At 58.6% G+C, this 14245-nt stretch carries 12 protein-coding genes and 2 pseudogenes; 6 read left to right on the top strand and 8 right to left on the bottom strand.

Annotated elements, in window-relative coordinates:
* The 4 genes and pseudogenes from NKK47_RS30945 to NKK47_RS30930 all read left to right on the top strand — a co-directional run.
* Positions 1-358: IS1096 element passenger TnpR family protein (locus NKK47_RS30945; RefSeq protein ID WP_352579458.1), on the top strand; the 358-nt coding region annotated here is incomplete at its 5' end.
* Positions 285-1324: pseudogene (locus NKK47_RS30940) on the top strand (RHE_PE00001 family protein); the annotation flags it as partial. The gene NKK47_RS30945 and the pseudogene NKK47_RS30940, both read left to right, overlap by 74 nt.
* A 42-nt stretch (positions 1325-1366) precedes the next feature.
* Positions 1367-1570, top strand: coding sequence for a helix-turn-helix domain-containing protein (locus NKK47_RS30935; protein WP_352579459.1), 204 nt, complete (start codon positions 1367-1369; stop codon positions 1568-1570).
* Positions 1571-1662: 92 nt separating this feature from the next.
* A complete protein-coding gene (locus NKK47_RS30930) occupies positions 1663-2349 on the top strand; it encodes an XRE family transcriptional regulator (RefSeq protein WP_352579457.1) in 687 nt (228 codons plus the stop codon).
* A 664-nt stretch (positions 2350-3013) separates the two neighbouring features.
* Here NKK47_RS30930 and NKK47_RS30925 read toward each other — a convergent pair.
* From NKK47_RS30925 to NKK47_RS30915, 3 genes and pseudogenes are all read right to left on the bottom strand, one after another.
* Positions 3014-3341, bottom strand: a pseudogene (locus NKK47_RS30925) (ATP-binding protein); the annotation flags it as partial.
* Between the two features lie 14 nt (positions 3342-3355).
* Positions 3356-4885: a T6SS phospholipase effector Tle1-like catalytic domain-containing protein gene (locus NKK47_RS30920; RefSeq protein ID WP_352579456.1), complete on the bottom strand. Its 1530-nt coding sequence runs from the start codon at positions 4883-4885 to the stop codon at positions 3356-3358.
* A 254-nt stretch (positions 4886-5139) separates the two neighbouring features.
* Entirely contained in the window at positions 5140-6153 is a 1014-nt protein-coding gene (locus NKK47_RS30915) for a toll/interleukin-1 receptor domain-containing protein (RefSeq protein WP_352579455.1), read from the bottom strand.
* A gap of 257 nt (positions 6154-6410) precedes the next feature.
* Between NKK47_RS30915 and NKK47_RS30910 the strand changes: the two genes are divergently transcribed.
* Positions 6411-7403 carry an AlbA family DNA-binding domain-containing protein gene (locus tag NKK47_RS30910; protein WP_352579454.1) on the top strand — a complete coding sequence of 331 codons (993 nt, stop codon included), beginning with the start codon at positions 6411-6413 and terminating at the stop codon, positions 7401-7403.
* Positions 7404-7428: 25 nt separating this feature from the next.
* Here NKK47_RS30910 and NKK47_RS30905 read toward each other — a convergent pair whose 3' ends face one another.
* The 5 genes from NKK47_RS30905 to NKK47_RS30885 form a co-directional block, all read right to left on the bottom strand.
* The gene (locus tag NKK47_RS30905; protein ID WP_352579453.1) at positions 7429-8280 is read right to left on the bottom strand and encodes a hypothetical protein; all 852 of its coding nucleotides are present in this window, start codon (positions 8278-8280) and stop codon (positions 7429-7431) included.
* A gap of 272 nt (positions 8281-8552) precedes the next feature.
* Positions 8553-9644, bottom strand: a complete 1092-nt coding sequence (locus NKK47_RS30900; RefSeq protein ID WP_352579452.1) for an SAVED domain-containing protein — start codon at positions 9642-9644, stop codon at positions 8553-8555.
* A 12-nt stretch (positions 9645-9656) separates the two neighbouring features.
* Positions 9657-10094: a Mov34/MPN/PAD-1 family protein gene (locus NKK47_RS30895; protein ID WP_352579451.1), complete on the bottom strand. Its 438-nt coding sequence runs from the start codon at positions 10092-10094 to the stop codon at positions 9657-9659.
* A gap of 20 nt (positions 10095-10114) precedes the next feature.
* Complete coding sequence (locus tag NKK47_RS30890; RefSeq protein WP_352579450.1) at positions 10115-11824, bottom strand: ThiF family adenylyltransferase; 1710 nt, start codon at positions 11822-11824, stop codon at positions 10115-10117.
* Entirely contained in the window at positions 11821-13035 is a 1215-nt protein-coding gene (locus NKK47_RS30885; RefSeq protein WP_352579449.1) for a nucleotidyltransferase domain-containing protein, read from the bottom strand. Before NKK47_RS30885 ends, NKK47_RS30890 begins: the two co-directional genes overlap by 4 nt.
* 254 nt (positions 13036-13289) lie before the next feature.
* Here NKK47_RS30885 and NKK47_RS30880 point away from each other — a divergent pair, with 254 nt between their 5' ends.
* Positions 13290-14198, top strand: coding sequence for a BrxR family helix-turn-helix transcriptional regulator (locus tag NKK47_RS30880; RefSeq protein ID WP_352579448.1), 909 nt, complete (start codon positions 13290-13292; stop codon positions 14196-14198).
* The last annotated feature ends 47 nt before the right edge of the window (positions 14199-14245 follow it).

Here is a 14245-nt window from a genome sequence, read left to right as displayed (position 1 = left end):
TTCGAGCACGCTAGCGGATCTGGCCGAAGCCATCGTAGCGGCTTTTGGCTTCGACATGGACCACGCCTACGGCTTCTATTCAAAATTGACGGGAAAGCTGTTCGACTCGCCCCAGCGGTTCGAACTCTTCGCCGACATAGAAGGGAGCGGCTCTCGCAGCGTGAAGGGCACGCGCGTCACCACAGCCTTCCAGAAGGTGGGCTCGGCAATGACCTTCTTGTACGACTACGGTGACGAGTGGCGCTTCCGCGTTGAAGTTATTGGAACAGGGCAGGCGCAGCCCGATGCCAATTACCCGAGGATCGTCAGCAAGATCGGCAAGGCTCCCCCGCAGTACCCGGACATCGACGACGAGTGACGACGCACCGTGCCGCATCGAGGGGGACAAGGGGTGGGTAATTACGCTTGACCAATACGAATCAGGCATCATGGAAACAATGGCTTACGACATCAGCGATTTGTCCCTGAACACCCTGATAGGGCCGTTTTCCCGCGCGACCGCGGCTTTGGCGAGGCTCGACGAGCGCTTGGCCCGCTCTCCCGTCCGCGACGGCTTTGTCGAGCGCCAACATTTTGCCGACGCGGCCGCAGCACTTTGGCTCGAGGGCGAGCTCGTCCACCCCGAGGACCTTGTCCTGCACGACGCCCACATGGACATTCGGACACCGACCCACGAGCTCACCCGGGCGCATGCGGTGCTGCGAACCCGCCGTCGGATTTTTTCGCAGAAGCCGGACTGGGCGCTCAGCCGCGATGGTTTTTTGGCGCTGGCCGGCCGCGGCGGCGCCATGTCGGCGGCGGCGGGCCAAAAAAGCCGGGACGGGGAAGGCGCCGACCCCGTTGAAGCCGATGGTCGGGATGACGCTGAGGCCGACCTGCTGGCCGAAGAATTTGCCGAGATCGATGCCGTCCTGGCACGCTCATCAAGGCTCCTCAGCGGCGCAGATTGGCCTGATCGAAAGGAGGAAACGTCACGACGTGACCGGCCGGAGCCGCAAAACGACCTGATCTACGATCTCGACTGGAATGAAGAAGAACGCCCCGCCGAATGGCAGGACGTTGTCGCCAGGACGCGCGATCTGCCGGTCGTCCTGCGCGCGGCGTTGCTTCTCGACGCTGGCAGGACATCGAGGTGCTGCAGCATGGCGCCTGGCTCGGGTCGCTGCTGGTTGCCGCGCTGTTGCGGCAGGAGGGTCTTGCCGCCCACCATCTCGCCAGCCTGCATCTCGGCGCCAAAAACATTCCGCGCGAGCGGCGGCGGGCGCGCAATCGCAGCGATCGGCTGTTGGCCTCTCTCGATGCCATTCACGATGCAGCAGTGGCTGGCCTGAAGGAGCATGACCGTCTCGTGCCGGCGAAAAGCCAGATGGAGCGGCGGCTCAAACAACGGCGCTCGAGCTCGAAATTGGGCGATCTGGTCGAGCTGGTGCTGTCGCGGCCACTCGTCTCGGCTGGCATGATCCAGGACAGGCTAAAGGTGACAAAACAGGGAGCGCTCAACCTGGTCGGCGAGCTTGGTCTGCGCGAGATGACGGGCAGGGGGAGGTTTCGCGCCTGGGGAATTGTTTAGTCCCCAGCCATTCGCTACTAACTTTACCAAATTATCGAACTTGACGAACTTGCGCTCTGGAACCATATTGGTGACAGCAAGAGGTTGTCATCATGGCCGCTCCAAAACCCAGTAATCATAGCGGCGCCGCGTCCCCTGCGGGAGTCGCGGCCCTGAGCTTCACCACAAAGCTGCCGGCACAGGCAGACTTCAAGAAGGTATTGCTCGAACGCTATCAGGAAGCGATCGCACGCAGCCGCAAGATCGGCCACCGCGTATCGTTCCGGGTAGAGGTCGATCCGGCGGCTGATGCGCAGACGATCACGCCGGTCGAAGAGCAACCGATCGCTTCAGGCGATAGCTTTCCCGTCGAGGACACGGGCATGCCCGATGCGGATCTCGAGGCGGCTCTTGCCGGAGCGCGCGCGCGTGGCCGCAAGCGTGTCGCCGAAATTGTCGCCGGCGAGGACATGCTGAGCGCGGATGCCTTTGCCAAGCTGCTCGGCACGTCGCGCGTGACGGTTAACGCCAGGCGGCAAAGCGGACAGGTGCTCGGGATCGATGGCGCCAAACGGGGTTTCCGCTTTCCTGTCTGGCAACTCGACAAGGACGGTCGTCCCTTCGGCGCATTGCCGGCGCTGCATGCCATGTTGGGCAACAGTGCCTGGGCCGTCTATCGGTTTTTGGTGTCGCGCCATGGCGTCCTTGATGGGCGGACGGGCCTTCGAGCCCTTCAGCAAGGCGATGACGCCTCGGTTTTGGCCGCGGCGGAAGGCATGGCCAGGGGTGATTTCGACTGAATGCCCGGCGTTCCACCTCCACCCGATTTCGCGCGCGCAAAGCTCGAAATCGAGACCATACCGCGGGGTCGGACGTTCGGTCGGATCCACTGGAGCACCTATCCTGATCCATTGGGGTACGGGAAGTCGCCGAGCCGGTTCAGCGATCCTCGACGCCGTCTTGACGCCAGCCGGTTTGGCCTCTTTACCTCGGTGACTCCCTGAAGGTGTGCTTCCTAGAGACCGTGCTCCGCGACCGCCGCGAAGGAATTCTTGACGATCTTCCAATAGAGGAGGTGCAGCTGACCCGACGGCGCTATGCGGAGATCGCGACCACGACAGACCTACGCCTGGTCGACCTCAGAGGCGATAATGCCGTTCGGATGGGCGTGCCGACCGATGTCGTTCGGGCAAAGCGCCAGAACCTGGCACGCCGGTGGTCACTGAAGCAAACTGTTCCTTGCCCAGATCCTGAACTAGCTCGATCTCATAGAGAGAGACCTCATCAGGTACGGATCGATGAGCCACCTCTCCGAGATCCCGCACCAAAATGCCGTAGCAGCGGCATCGGCAATGGATCGCCGCGCAAAAGGGACCCCTTGTAATGCGCTGCGGTCAGAGTTTGCCGGGCGGAGTTGGTCGGGGTTGCGCAGCCCGGCGAGCGCGAATTAGCTTGGTGGGGTGATCAGGCGCGGTTCTTGCAGCGCCAGGATTCGTTTCCGGTGTCGATGATCTCGCAGTGGTGGGTGAGCCGGTCGAGCGATGCCGTGGTCATCTTGGCGTCGCCGAAGGCGGCGGGCCATTCTCCGAAGGCCAGAATGGTGGTGGCGATGATCGAGGTCCGTTCATAGAAGCCTGCTGATCAGGTCGAAGAGCAATTGCCCGCCGGCTTGCGCGAACGGAAGATAGCCGAGTTCATCGAGCACGACGAAGTCGAGCTGGGTGAGGTAATCGGCGATACGGCCCTGCTTGCCGCCTCGGTGCTCGGTCTCGAGCCGGTTGACGAGATCGACGGAAATTGCCGATGTTAGATAGGCGTGGCTTCTTCGAGGTAAAAATGGGCAAACTTCTTGTGGTTGCGTAGAGCCTGAGGTCGGTAAGGTCCGAACCCGGCGCACTGCGGGACGTCGGCGAACTCAAAGCGGGCCTCGACAGTAGGATGGACTACAGCTTCCGGATTGATGTCCCGGAGTTTGACCTTGTAGCCCAGTTTGGCGCTCAACAATGACAGCCAGGTAGGGGTCCGGCTCGCAATCATATCTTGCATACCCGCCACCTCACAATGCTGGAGACCGTCGGCGGAAGGAAAGAGGTGCAGCGCCGCACCGGTTTCCATCGATCGTTCGAATCTCTCGCCTTTGACCACGACGGGGCCGACAACAAGTCCATCCGGGATGGCGGTCGCTTCTTCGATCATCCAAAGCAGCGCTATGTCGGACAAACGCGATTCAGCCTCGGGATAGCTTCCGCCAATGTCCGAGTGATTCCCGGCAAACCACAACTGTTTCAGGACCTCATGACCATCAATCGTAGTGGGCGCAGCTACGGTCGGTCCCCAGCCGACTCTCGCGAAATCCTCGCGCGTTTCGTCAATGGCATTTGCCGATCGCGCGAAGTTGACGAACCGGCTGAGAAGGCGGTCGAAGTTGTCCCCCTTCCACTCGGCGATATGGCTGTGAACGTCACCCGGGTTGGGGAAGTCCCGGATGGTTTTGCGCACGGACCCGCGCTGCCTTTGATGGAGCACTGCCATGCCTAGAGCCGCCCCGGCGACTACAATCGACCCGAAGGTTCCCCAGAACGAAACCCAGAAGCTGGCGATTGCCGCAACGATCAATGCAGGCACGAACGCCGCCACCGCACCGAGACCGAACACACCGGCATATAGCCCGATCTGGATTATGGAGCGCCGCAATCCCTTTGCGCCCAATGCCGCCACGGTGTCGAACACGCCGATGAAATGAGGCGCAGTATTTGAGCGGTTTACTTCTCCGGTCTCGTGATGCGAGCCATAGTTCTCACGAAATCGGCGCGCGAGTTCGAGCCGTTCATCCTCAAAGTCTTTCCGAAGATGTCCAGCGCCATGCTCAAGCACGGTGCGCACGGCTTCCTCTGCGATATCACGCGTCGCCTTTCTGAACCGCGGCAAAGGGGCATCTCCCACGCGGCTGGGTACGCCGCAAAGCATAAGAAGGTTCGCAACCGCTCTGACGGTGTAGGCGCCTCTGCTGAACCCAAACAGGAAGATGCGATCTCCCGCTTGATAGTGATTGATGATGAACTCATAGCAATCGGCAATGTTGGTGGTGATGCCGGTGCCTGAAACGGACGCCAGCAGCTTTTGGACCCGCCGAACGATGTCGGTCATGCCGGTCGCGGTGGTTTCCGTGCCCAGTCCTGGATCGTAGAATGAAACCTGGGCTGCTGAGTTGACGGGGCTTTCCGGACCGACACGAGATGCCCGATAAAGCTTGTAAACATTGCTCATTCGCTGCTCCGCGCGGACTCCGCCGTCTTGGCCGGTCCCGTCGGAGAACACCACAATGTTCTTGCTCATCTCAAAAAATACCTTCCAGAAGAGAACGTATCTACCCGCAGGTGTAGACTCGGATAGCCAACCATCCATACGAGGCTTCCGAAAGCCTGCGCATCGCCCGCTGACAACACCGCCACTAGGTCAGGTCAATGATCTAAAAGCGATCTCGCCCCTCAATTTACTGACCGGAGAGCATCTTCTGCCTTGGCCAGCCGTTCGCCGTGAAGAACCACGCGAAGCAGAAATATTTGCCTGCCTGCAAGTGAAGAGGAGAATCAACTCGTGGAAGGCGCTCGAAACACACCGATAGTGGGATCAGGATCGTAGATCGGCTCCACCGAAATATCGAACTTCCCCGCCATGGTCATCTGAATCGGGGCGAACGGCGTGCTCACCGTTGTGCTCGATTCGAACGTTCCTTCGAAAGCAGTTTTGTTCAAAATACCGAAGGCGTTGAACTCCAGATGCGTCGTAATCGCAAATGGGATTGCGACCTCCTTGCCCGTCGCCATATCCCAAAAAGCGCTATTTGCAGGGTACTTATGTTCGGTCATGAAGCCGAACGTATTGGGACTGCCAGGATCGTTAGGGACGAACCCATCATTTGAGATCGCAAAAAAGGTATCAAGCCCGAACTTCTCATTCGACTGCTGCAAATGCGCGTTCGGGGCCTGGGTCTTTATGTATGCGAGCATGTGATTTTCTTTGGTTCGGGCGATCCAGCCACCCGTCACGCTCAACATCAAGCCAACCATCATCGGTGCCGGCGGCACCGTGCTTTCAACAATAATGCGCCCGAAGCCGAGCTTGGCATTAGACGGGAGTCCGTTGCCGAGGGGCTCCCCCATTTCCAGCAGAGGGTTGGCTACTCCAAGCGCGCGAAGGAATTTCCCGAGACCTATCTTCCATCCGTCTTTTGCGAAGTCGATGGTTTGCAGGTCTCTAAGTGTCTCACCAGCTCCGATGCTGCGATCCGGAATTTCGCAGTCGTCCAGTTTGACCGGGATGAACCAGGTTCTGTTTGCGGGCCGCAATCGCAATTGGTCGATTGCCAAGACGAGCTCTTCATTTGCATACGTGACTTCGCGGTTCTGCCAATTTTTGCTGAACATCGCGACGTAATAGCTGCCGCCCTCAATTGCACGACGAATGGAGTCCTTCCAGCGAGAGCCGGGGGCAATGTCATTCTTATCGCGCCAATAGGGCACCGCGTTCTTTTCGAGAATGTTAGCAATGTAGTTGACAATTGCTTCATCATTGCGAACGTAAGAAATAAACGAGTGTGTCATCGGAATGGATCCTAAACTTCGACACCTTCGCACAAAAATACGTCATCCGATATTGGTGAAAGTCTTTTCACACAGCCTACGCAAAGCTCATCATCTCATATATTATCGCGTGGTAGCGCTGTGGAAGGGCATTGAAGCGTCGAGTTGGACCGAACGTGGGTCTGTTATTTTTCAATCAAAGACCTCCCCGGAGGCATGCTCGACAGCTAAGGCGAGTCGATGAGATCGTCCTAAGGCGTCAGGATAGGGATGATGTTTTGGTTAAACGCGAGAGTTGGTCCGAACAGGACATTCTGGATTTGCCACCAGAAGAGTCAGACGATTTTGACCGCAAGGGCGGGCGTCTGTTTGATGAAGTGGAAGACAAGGTGCTGACGACCATAGCCAAGGCGCTGTCAGCGTTCGCTAACTCGGGAGGCGGATCCCTTGTGCTCGGCGTGAAGGACGACGGCACCATCGACGGCATTCCAGGGATGAAAGGTAGGGCAACAATTCGGGACTGGTTGGAGCAGAAGGTTCCGCACCTGTTAGATTACCCCTTGGCTGATTTCAGGGTCCACACAGTCCTTCGTAGTGAACAGTCGCAAATCCCAATCGGCAGAGAGATCATTGTAATCGACGTTGGCGATAGCGCCGCTGCGCCGCATCAAAGCGCGTGCGACCAACTGTACTATCATCGCCAAGGTGGCCGGTCGGTCCCCGCCAAGCACTTCTATCTGGACCTGCTGCGGCAAAGGCTGACACATCCGGTTTTGACGTTGGGAATGCATGGCATCCAAACCCATACCGCGCAGGAGCTCAATGGCGGGATTTACTTCATTGTGAATTTGACGTTCGTTGTGAGGAACGTGGGGAGAATAGCAGCTCATGAATGGGCGATCTCGTTGCGAAACGTGGAGCACCCCACCGATGGCTTCTTCGACCGCCATCGTCTCATGTTCGAGTATGAACACGAGTTCCAGATTCCGTATTCTTCAGGTGGTATCGAACTCAGGCAACCAATCTTGCCGGGGCGGGGTTTGAGGCAGACACGACCGCTAGGGTTCCCGGTGTTTTTCCCGGTGGGCGGACCTATTTCCAACATCACTGAGGCCATCGAAGAAAGATTCAAAGGCACTATGTTTCAGTTTCAGTTGGCGACGGAATTTTCTGCCGGTGAGATTTCACCTTTGGGTTTGGGGCAACTCATGCCTGCGCAGGAGATGGCACTTATGGCGTGCAAAAAGGCTCCGCACTACTTCTCATTGTGATCGACACACCCTGAAACGCGCTAGACTAGGTTCCGGGATCAGCCACCGGATGTTCTGCTTCAATTCCCTGAGCAATCGAAAACTCATTGAGCTTTGCAATGACATGGTCTGTGGCCATGTGAACGGCAAAGCAGATTTCCGATAATTCCTGACGGGTCAGGCGAATATTAGTTCCGACCGCAAAGCTTCTTTCCTTCCATGTCAGACGCATGACGATCATCGCGGCCTCGGGGCCGGTAGCAACGCGTCCGGCTTCAATGGCCTCGTGATCTATCGGTTGTTCCGTGCCATCGGGGTGCCTCATGAAGACGCCCAAAAAAGACCAACGGATCAGAAGTCGATTGTTTTCGGGGTTTACATCCTTCCGTGAGACGAGGCCCATTCGGTGGGAAAGGCAATTGCGAGCTTTTCGAAAGCTCTCAAACATCTCCCAATACCGCTGATCGAGACCGATAAGCTCCCGCAAACGGCTGTATTGAGCACTGATGCTAAGCATCTCAACTTCGGCGGCGAGCGCGCGCAAATCCGTTGGAATGTAGCTGTGCGTCGCCATCATGTGCTGGATCGGAAAGCAGTGCTTCAGAAAGATGGCGAACGCATCTACCAGATCGCGAAGTGCGTTGCCGATGATCCAAGCTTCGAAGCTCTCGTTGAATTGCCTTCGCGTCTCGTCGGAAATTTCACTGGGAACAAAATGATAGCTCATGCGGTCATCGAGCTGGTGGGGCAAAGAAGGAATATGATTTGCGGCATTGGAGCCTAACGCCAGAAAGACCGAAGCTCTCCGAACCCCTAGGTCGGCAGGTCGACGCAAGCGAGCAAAATCAATTCGCACATGCGGTCGCTCGCCAGGTCCGTCAGTAGCTTGGTCCGACATGCTTACTCCGGTAGAGAGTTCAGGTCAGAAGGAATACTCAGTCGCCACGGGGGGATCGTCTGACTCTTAGTACGCGCTGAATGCTGACGGCAATGACTCGTTGAATCACCATCTCGATCTCGTGTCGCTTCAAATTCCGGGGCAAACCCAAGCCGAGAGCGCTCGTCCAAGTCCTCCACTGCTGGCACCACCGTAACGCGCTCTGCATCTCGCGGGCCATGAGCTCCGCCGGACTTTCATGCTGGTCAACCCGTGTGACATTGCGTCCCAGTTCAAGCTAGATGCACGACGCGGGCGGCGGGTGCTCCGGCGACCGGCATCTCAATTCCCCACGGATATCGTGGTTCCTGCGCGCGTTCGTACTGATAGACGATGAGTTTTGGCAGGTTTCTTTTGTCGTAACGCCGCGCGAGATTGAACACGACACTGTTTTGGGCGGCGAGGACGAGATGGATCCGATCGACTCCCATCGCGTCGAGCTGCTTCAAAATGCCGAGAAACTGATCAGCAAGCGCCAATTGCCTAGCTTGAGACCAGTGCGACGACTGCGAATCCCGCAGCGTCATGCGGACTACAGGGTGCGTGAATGTGGTAGCCAAATCCTCCGACTTCACCGTGTATGAAGCCGAGATGGCGAGCACCACCTCGCGGGCGCTTCCGGCTTCCTCGATCCCTGTGATTTGGAAGCGCAAGCCATCGTCCGACCCATCGAGCAAGCGCCACTGACTCGCGGTCCGATCCCAGTCCATGACTACGACATCGCCCTCGTCATCCAGGAGCACTCCAGTCAAAAAGGTGAGCGGCACGGCAGTCAGTCCGCCATAGACGGTCGTCAAATCGCTTCTATCATTTCCCTTCTGAGCCTGGTGGAGCCACGTCTTCATCGTGCCGACTGGCTGGAGAAGGTCCTCGGGCTCAACAATGAGTCCGTCCTTCCGTTGCCGCACGTCCAAAAGGTAGTCCATCCGAGTGCCAACGATGCTGTCAGGAACGGCCGCCTTCAATGGCGAACCGTCGTCATCCCGCAATCCTCGGCCCTCGATAACAAAGACCTTCTTTCGCGAGAGGCGCTCTTGCTCGTCCGAGTACCGCCTCCACGCCCAGACGGCCGAACCGATCATCAGCAGAGCGCAAACCATCGTGACGCCCCAGAGGATGCCATCCGGGATAGTCCCGGCGGTACCAATCTCCACGGTGCCAGGTGTGCCCCAGATAGGGCCGGAATAACTAAAGGCCCAATTTGCGCCATGAATCGCAATCAGCACGGCGACGGCGCCGCGGAAAATCCAACTCTCCGCGTTACGAGCCCGAAAGAACCAACCTGCTGCAGATCGGATCACAAAGTCGACTGTATCCCAGCGCATGAGCGGCTCCCTTCAGTTGGTCGTCAGTTCGACAGGCTCCGGCACCTGACCGCGCCGATGAAGGCTTGCGGAGGAAACGAAGCGACGGAAAAATCCAATTTTCACGATCAGGAGCACGGCGAACTCGATATCCCTTTCTGCGTCGACCAAATCCTGCATCGAATGAAGATCGGTGACGCTCGGATGCGTCGAAAAACTCGGATGTGAGTGCCATTCGCCGAGATAATTGAACGTCTGATAGTTGTGACCTGTCCGATCGAAGAACTTCTCCAACGCCTGCCGGTGATGGTCGGCGTCGCGAACGAAGTGAGCCCGTTCTCCCGAAATCTCGTCCAGAGAAAAGTCAACGACCGCAAAATGGCCGCGCGCGATTTCCTGCCCCATGAGGATGCCGCCGATCTCGCGCGATCCGGCTCGTCGAAGAGCCTGCCTCACACGATCGCGCACCACACGGGGGACTCCCACCCGGATCACGCTGCGACTTCCGGGAAGAGAGAGGCGAGTAGGTCCTTCAGGTCCTCCTTGGATGCCGCTTCTTGGGCTTCGCCCCACTCTCCTTCCAGCCGAAGATCGATCGGCCAGGTATCGAAGGGTGCCCGGAAGATCCATTCCGCCGCCAGTCCGATCGCATAGGCTGATGACGGAAAGATGCTTTGCTCTCGCGTCAGGATATCCAACGCCAATCTGGACGCATGGCCGGCGATGACACTGACATCGGCGTCATCTGCTATGAGCAAGGGGCCATGCTCCCGCTGCGCTCCATAATCCGCTTGAGCCGCGGCCGCCCATGGCACGCCATGGTCATCACACCAGGCGCGGATCTGGTCCCGGGCGATTGTCGGGATCGGGTCGAGCTTTGGCCTCACCCTCGCGACGATACCTCCGATCCCACCGGCAAAGACCTCGCACCAAATCATCGGTTTGCGGTGCCGGCGCGCGACCGCCGCCACTAGATTGAACGCGCGCGGATCGGCGGTCGCATCGATCAGAAGGTCGGCCTGCACCAGGTCCTCCATGACAGACTCGGTAGTTCCGGCACTCTCCTGCTGACCGAGCGCCACGCGGCGCATCGAAATCTCGGCATTGGCGACAATGTCCTTGAGGCGAGCCGTCAAGGAGTCAACCTTATGTTGGCCAATCGCCCGTGCGTCGAGGTCATTCCTGACGAGATTTGCCGAGAAGAAGATATCGTCATCGACGAGCGTGAATTTACGGACGCCGGATCTGGCAAGTGTGGTGGCGATCTTCGATCCGACGGAACCGCACCCGACAATCGCGACCCGCTTCTGTACAAGACCGGCGTGGCCCGCCGGCAGACGGCCAGATGCGTCGGGTGCAATGATCATCTTGTAGCCGAAAACAGTCTGCTTGCCCTCGTGCGGATAGAGGTTCAGCGCGATCCACCGGTCTGCGTCCCCGAGCAGCACGAAACCGTCAAAGGGATTGCCCGGAAGCTGCTCGGCAAGTTCGGGAAACTCGGCAGGCAGCAGCTCGGCGAAACGTCCCGGATTTGCCCGGAAGCTGTCGATCTCCCGCGTTGTTCGAAAGGCGAACCCCTTTGCGATTGTGGAGCGCGAAGGCTCTGGACCGCTGTGCGACCATATCGAGCCTCCGTCTCCTACACTGACGAGAGACGCAACCCACGTCGGTTTTTCGAGCCGGTCCCAGGCGGTGATGGGTACAGGGGCATCGACTGGAAGTCCTACGAGAACTTCGATAGCGTCTCGGTCAAGCACGAACCTCATCTGCTCGCTGCGGGCGTCGCGACCAAGCGAGGCCTGATGAGCCGACCGCACAACGCCATCTTCGTCTCCCTCCGGGCTCTCGCCCGACAGGAGACGATATGCGCTCTCGGCCATCATCGCGCCGGTGATCGCCGGATCCCAATTGTCCGGCCGGAATTCGAGGCAGAGCTCTCCACCAGCCCCGTACTGGTGCCACGAAAGCCGCTTGCCGTCCCGTGACAGCACCATCGGCGGCGTATCCGGGAAGGTCGACGGATACGCCATGAAGAGGCTGAACGTCTCACCATTGTGCTGGATGTCGAAATCCACGATCAGCTGAAGATCGTCGCCGACCCTCCAGCCGACACCCGACAACCATCCGGCGCGCTCCAGCAACTGTGCAAGCGCGACCTGCTCGGCCCTCGCACGGGAAGCGTTCGTCAGCCACCAACTCATGCAAATCCCTTCGGCGTCGTTGGCACCCGAGGCGCGTTTCCGAAGGTCGGGATAGCCGCCGCAGGGGCAACGGACGCCGTACGCAGGAGCCCTCCACCATTTCCGCGGATCCTTGCCACTGCCCGATCGGTTAACGCCGTGCCCATCCGGGCAGAGACCGCTTCGTTCATGCCCTGCAACATCGTAGCGCGGGCGGCGCGTCCAAAATCCTGCCGAGCCTGTTCGAGCCAACGGAAGAAGGCCTGCGCCTTGCGCGGGTCCTTCTCCCATTTGTCAGCGAAGTTCTCGAACGCGTCGGTGGGGTTCGGAATGACATACTTGGTGCCATCGCGACGGATGTACCGGTCCATGCCCTCCAGGATCGAAAAGAGGGCGCCGGCGATCGTGTCCTGTTCCCCGTATGCGTGGCCTGCCAGCGTGGTGATGATGACGGAGATGGGCTTCAGATCGGGTTCGCCGGCAAACATGTTGTCGCGGTGCCTCTTCAAGAGCATCACCGCGGCCTGCAAGGGCGTCCGCACGCGATAGTCCGGCAGTTTCTCGACGCTAGCCGTAACGCCCTGCCTCCTCAACGACTCCACGAGGATCTGTTTGCGCCGGGCGAGGACCGAACCCATTCGTGACCTAATCCATTCCCCATACCCCTTTGGATTGGAGCGCGGCCAGTCGGCCGTCCGCACCCGGTAGGTCGAGACATCGCGATCCGTGATGGCGATCGCAGTATCCGCCCACCGCGCATCGAATTGCGCGCGTTCCAGAAGAAGCCGCTGTTCTGAGCCATTCGGCAACGAGGGAACGATGTCCATGTGGAATTGGGCGCCATCTGCATAGGAGAGGATCCAGCAACGCCGGCCTTCACTCACAGGCTTCGTCATCCCTTTGGCGTCGTGGTAGGCCTTAATTTCATGGCCCAGGAGCTGCTTCAGATCGAACTGCGTGAGATCGTTCTTGGTGATCTGCTTCAGCTCACAGACAGAGTCGACATCGTACTCCTCGGCGTCGTTGACCGGTCGGATCGCCGTTCCAAGACGAAACGATCCCTGTACATAAACCGCCGGATCGAAATTCCGCACCGTGCTCTCGGGCCGGTGAAACCAATCGCCCAGGGACGTGTAGCTCGTCTCGGCCTGTTCATACCGGGATACTGGAATGGCGAGCTCCTCCACGAGTGCCTGAAGGAATTTCTCAACCTGATCGTCTGTGCCTGCCATTTCCGAACTCCTCTATTGCCCGACAGCGTTTTAGCTTCGCCCGGTCGGCCGTGGGAATAACAAGTATACGGATCGTGTAAATATGTCCATAGCCTTTTTACACGTATCGGCGATCAAGGCTTGGGAGCATGTGGGGGAGCCCCATGCATGGCTCCAGCCCGCTTTTCAATTTGACCATCAGCGCTGATGAGAATATGAAGTATACACATCGTCTTTCAATTTCAATATAGTTTCTATACGCGCATTGTGAGGTAATGATGGAGAACGAACGACCCGGGGTGCGTTGGGGCGTCGAACAAAGGCTGGAATTCATAGAGTTCCGGCTGTTCTGGGAAGGCGGGGTGAACCGCGCAGATATCATTAACATGTTCGGCGTTTCGGTGCCGCAGGCATCGAAAGACCTGACGCTGTATCAGGAGCGAGCACCAGGAAATGTGGAGTACGACAAGAGCGCCAAGCGCTATATCCCCGCCCGAAATTTCGACCCGAGATTCTTGACCCCTGGCCCCGAAGCGTACCTGTCTCGCCTGCGCTCCCTTGCGGAAGGACTATCAAAGGCAGCCGAATCCTGGCTTCGGTATCATCCCGAATCCGACATCGCTCTGACCCCGCACCGTGATGTCGATACGGCCGTGTTGCGGGCAGTCCTCGATGCAATGCGCGAGCAGAAATCCGTGGAAGTCCTGTACCAGTCCATGAACAGCATTCGTCCTGACCCCATGTGGCGGCGCATGTCGCCCCATGCTTTCGGCTATGACGGATTTCGCTGGCACGCGCGGGCTTACTGCCACCTCGACGCCAAGTACAAAGACTTCATACTGCCGCGCATTCTCGAAGCACGTTCCCCCGGCCCGAGCGGCGCGGGTGGAGAGAATGATCTGGGATGGCACGAGCGTATCCGGGTCGAAATTACACCGCATCCGGCGCTCGCCGAAAATCAGAAGAAGGTCGTGGCAAAGGATTACGGCATGACGGATAATAAAGCTGTGCTGTCGGTTCGCTGTTCGATGCTGTTCTATGTCCTTAAGAGGCTCGGATTGCTCGGGGATGCCGAGAAGGAACCTGCGCGGGCGCAGCACATAGTTTTGCTGAACAAAGAGGCCGTGCGAGCCGCGCTGAAACGTGCCGAGTCTGCCGATGCGAGCGTGGCAGAGCAGGCATAGGCTTGGCGTGTCCGGCTCACTATCCCCTGATACGAGAGAAGTCCCGA

The sequence above is a fragment of the Mesorhizobium sp. M0019 genome, from assembly GCF_040323975.1.
Taxonomy (GTDB): domain Bacteria; phylum Pseudomonadota; class Alphaproteobacteria; order Rhizobiales; family Rhizobiaceae; genus Mesorhizobium.
The sequence above is the reverse complement of the archived record's forward strand: the minus strand, read 5'-3'. Positions and strand labels throughout refer to the sequence as shown.

What these genes read in the sequence shown, in the direction of transcription:
- NKK47_RS30935 (WP_352579459.1), top strand. Translation starts at nt 1,367, where the DNA reads ATGGAGCGGCGGCTCAAACAACGGCGCTCGAGCTCGAAATTGGGCGAT.
- NKK47_RS30930 (WP_352579457.1), top strand. Translation starts at nt 1,663, where the DNA reads ATGGCCGCTCCAAAACCCAGTAATCATAGCGGCGCCGCGTCCCCTGCG.
- NKK47_RS30920 (WP_352579456.1), bottom strand. Translation starts at nt 4,885, where the DNA reads ATGAGCAAGAACATTGTGGTGTTCTCCGACGGGACCGGCCAAGACGGC.
- NKK47_RS30915 (WP_352579455.1), bottom strand. Translation starts at nt 6,153, where the DNA reads ATGACACACTCGTTTATTTCTTACGTTCGCAATGATGAAGCAATTGTC.
- NKK47_RS30905 (WP_352579453.1), bottom strand. Translation starts at nt 8,280, where the DNA reads ATGTCGGACCAAGCTACTGACGGACCTGGCGAGCGACCGCATGTGCGA.
- NKK47_RS30900 (WP_352579452.1), bottom strand. Translation starts at nt 9,644, where the DNA reads ATGCGCTGGGATACAGTCGACTTTGTGATCCGATCTGCAGCAGGTTGG.
- NKK47_RS30890 (WP_352579450.1), bottom strand. Translation starts at nt 11,824, where the DNA reads ATGAGTTGGTGGCTGACGAACGCTTCCCGTGCGAGGGCCGAGCAGGTC.
- NKK47_RS30885 (WP_352579449.1), bottom strand. Translation starts at nt 13,035, where the DNA reads ATGGCAGGCACAGACGATCAGGTTGAGAAATTCCTTCAGGCACTCGTG.
- NKK47_RS30880 (WP_352579448.1), top strand. Translation starts at nt 13,290, where the DNA reads ATGATGGAGAACGAACGACCCGGGGTGCGTTGGGGCGTCGAACAAAGG.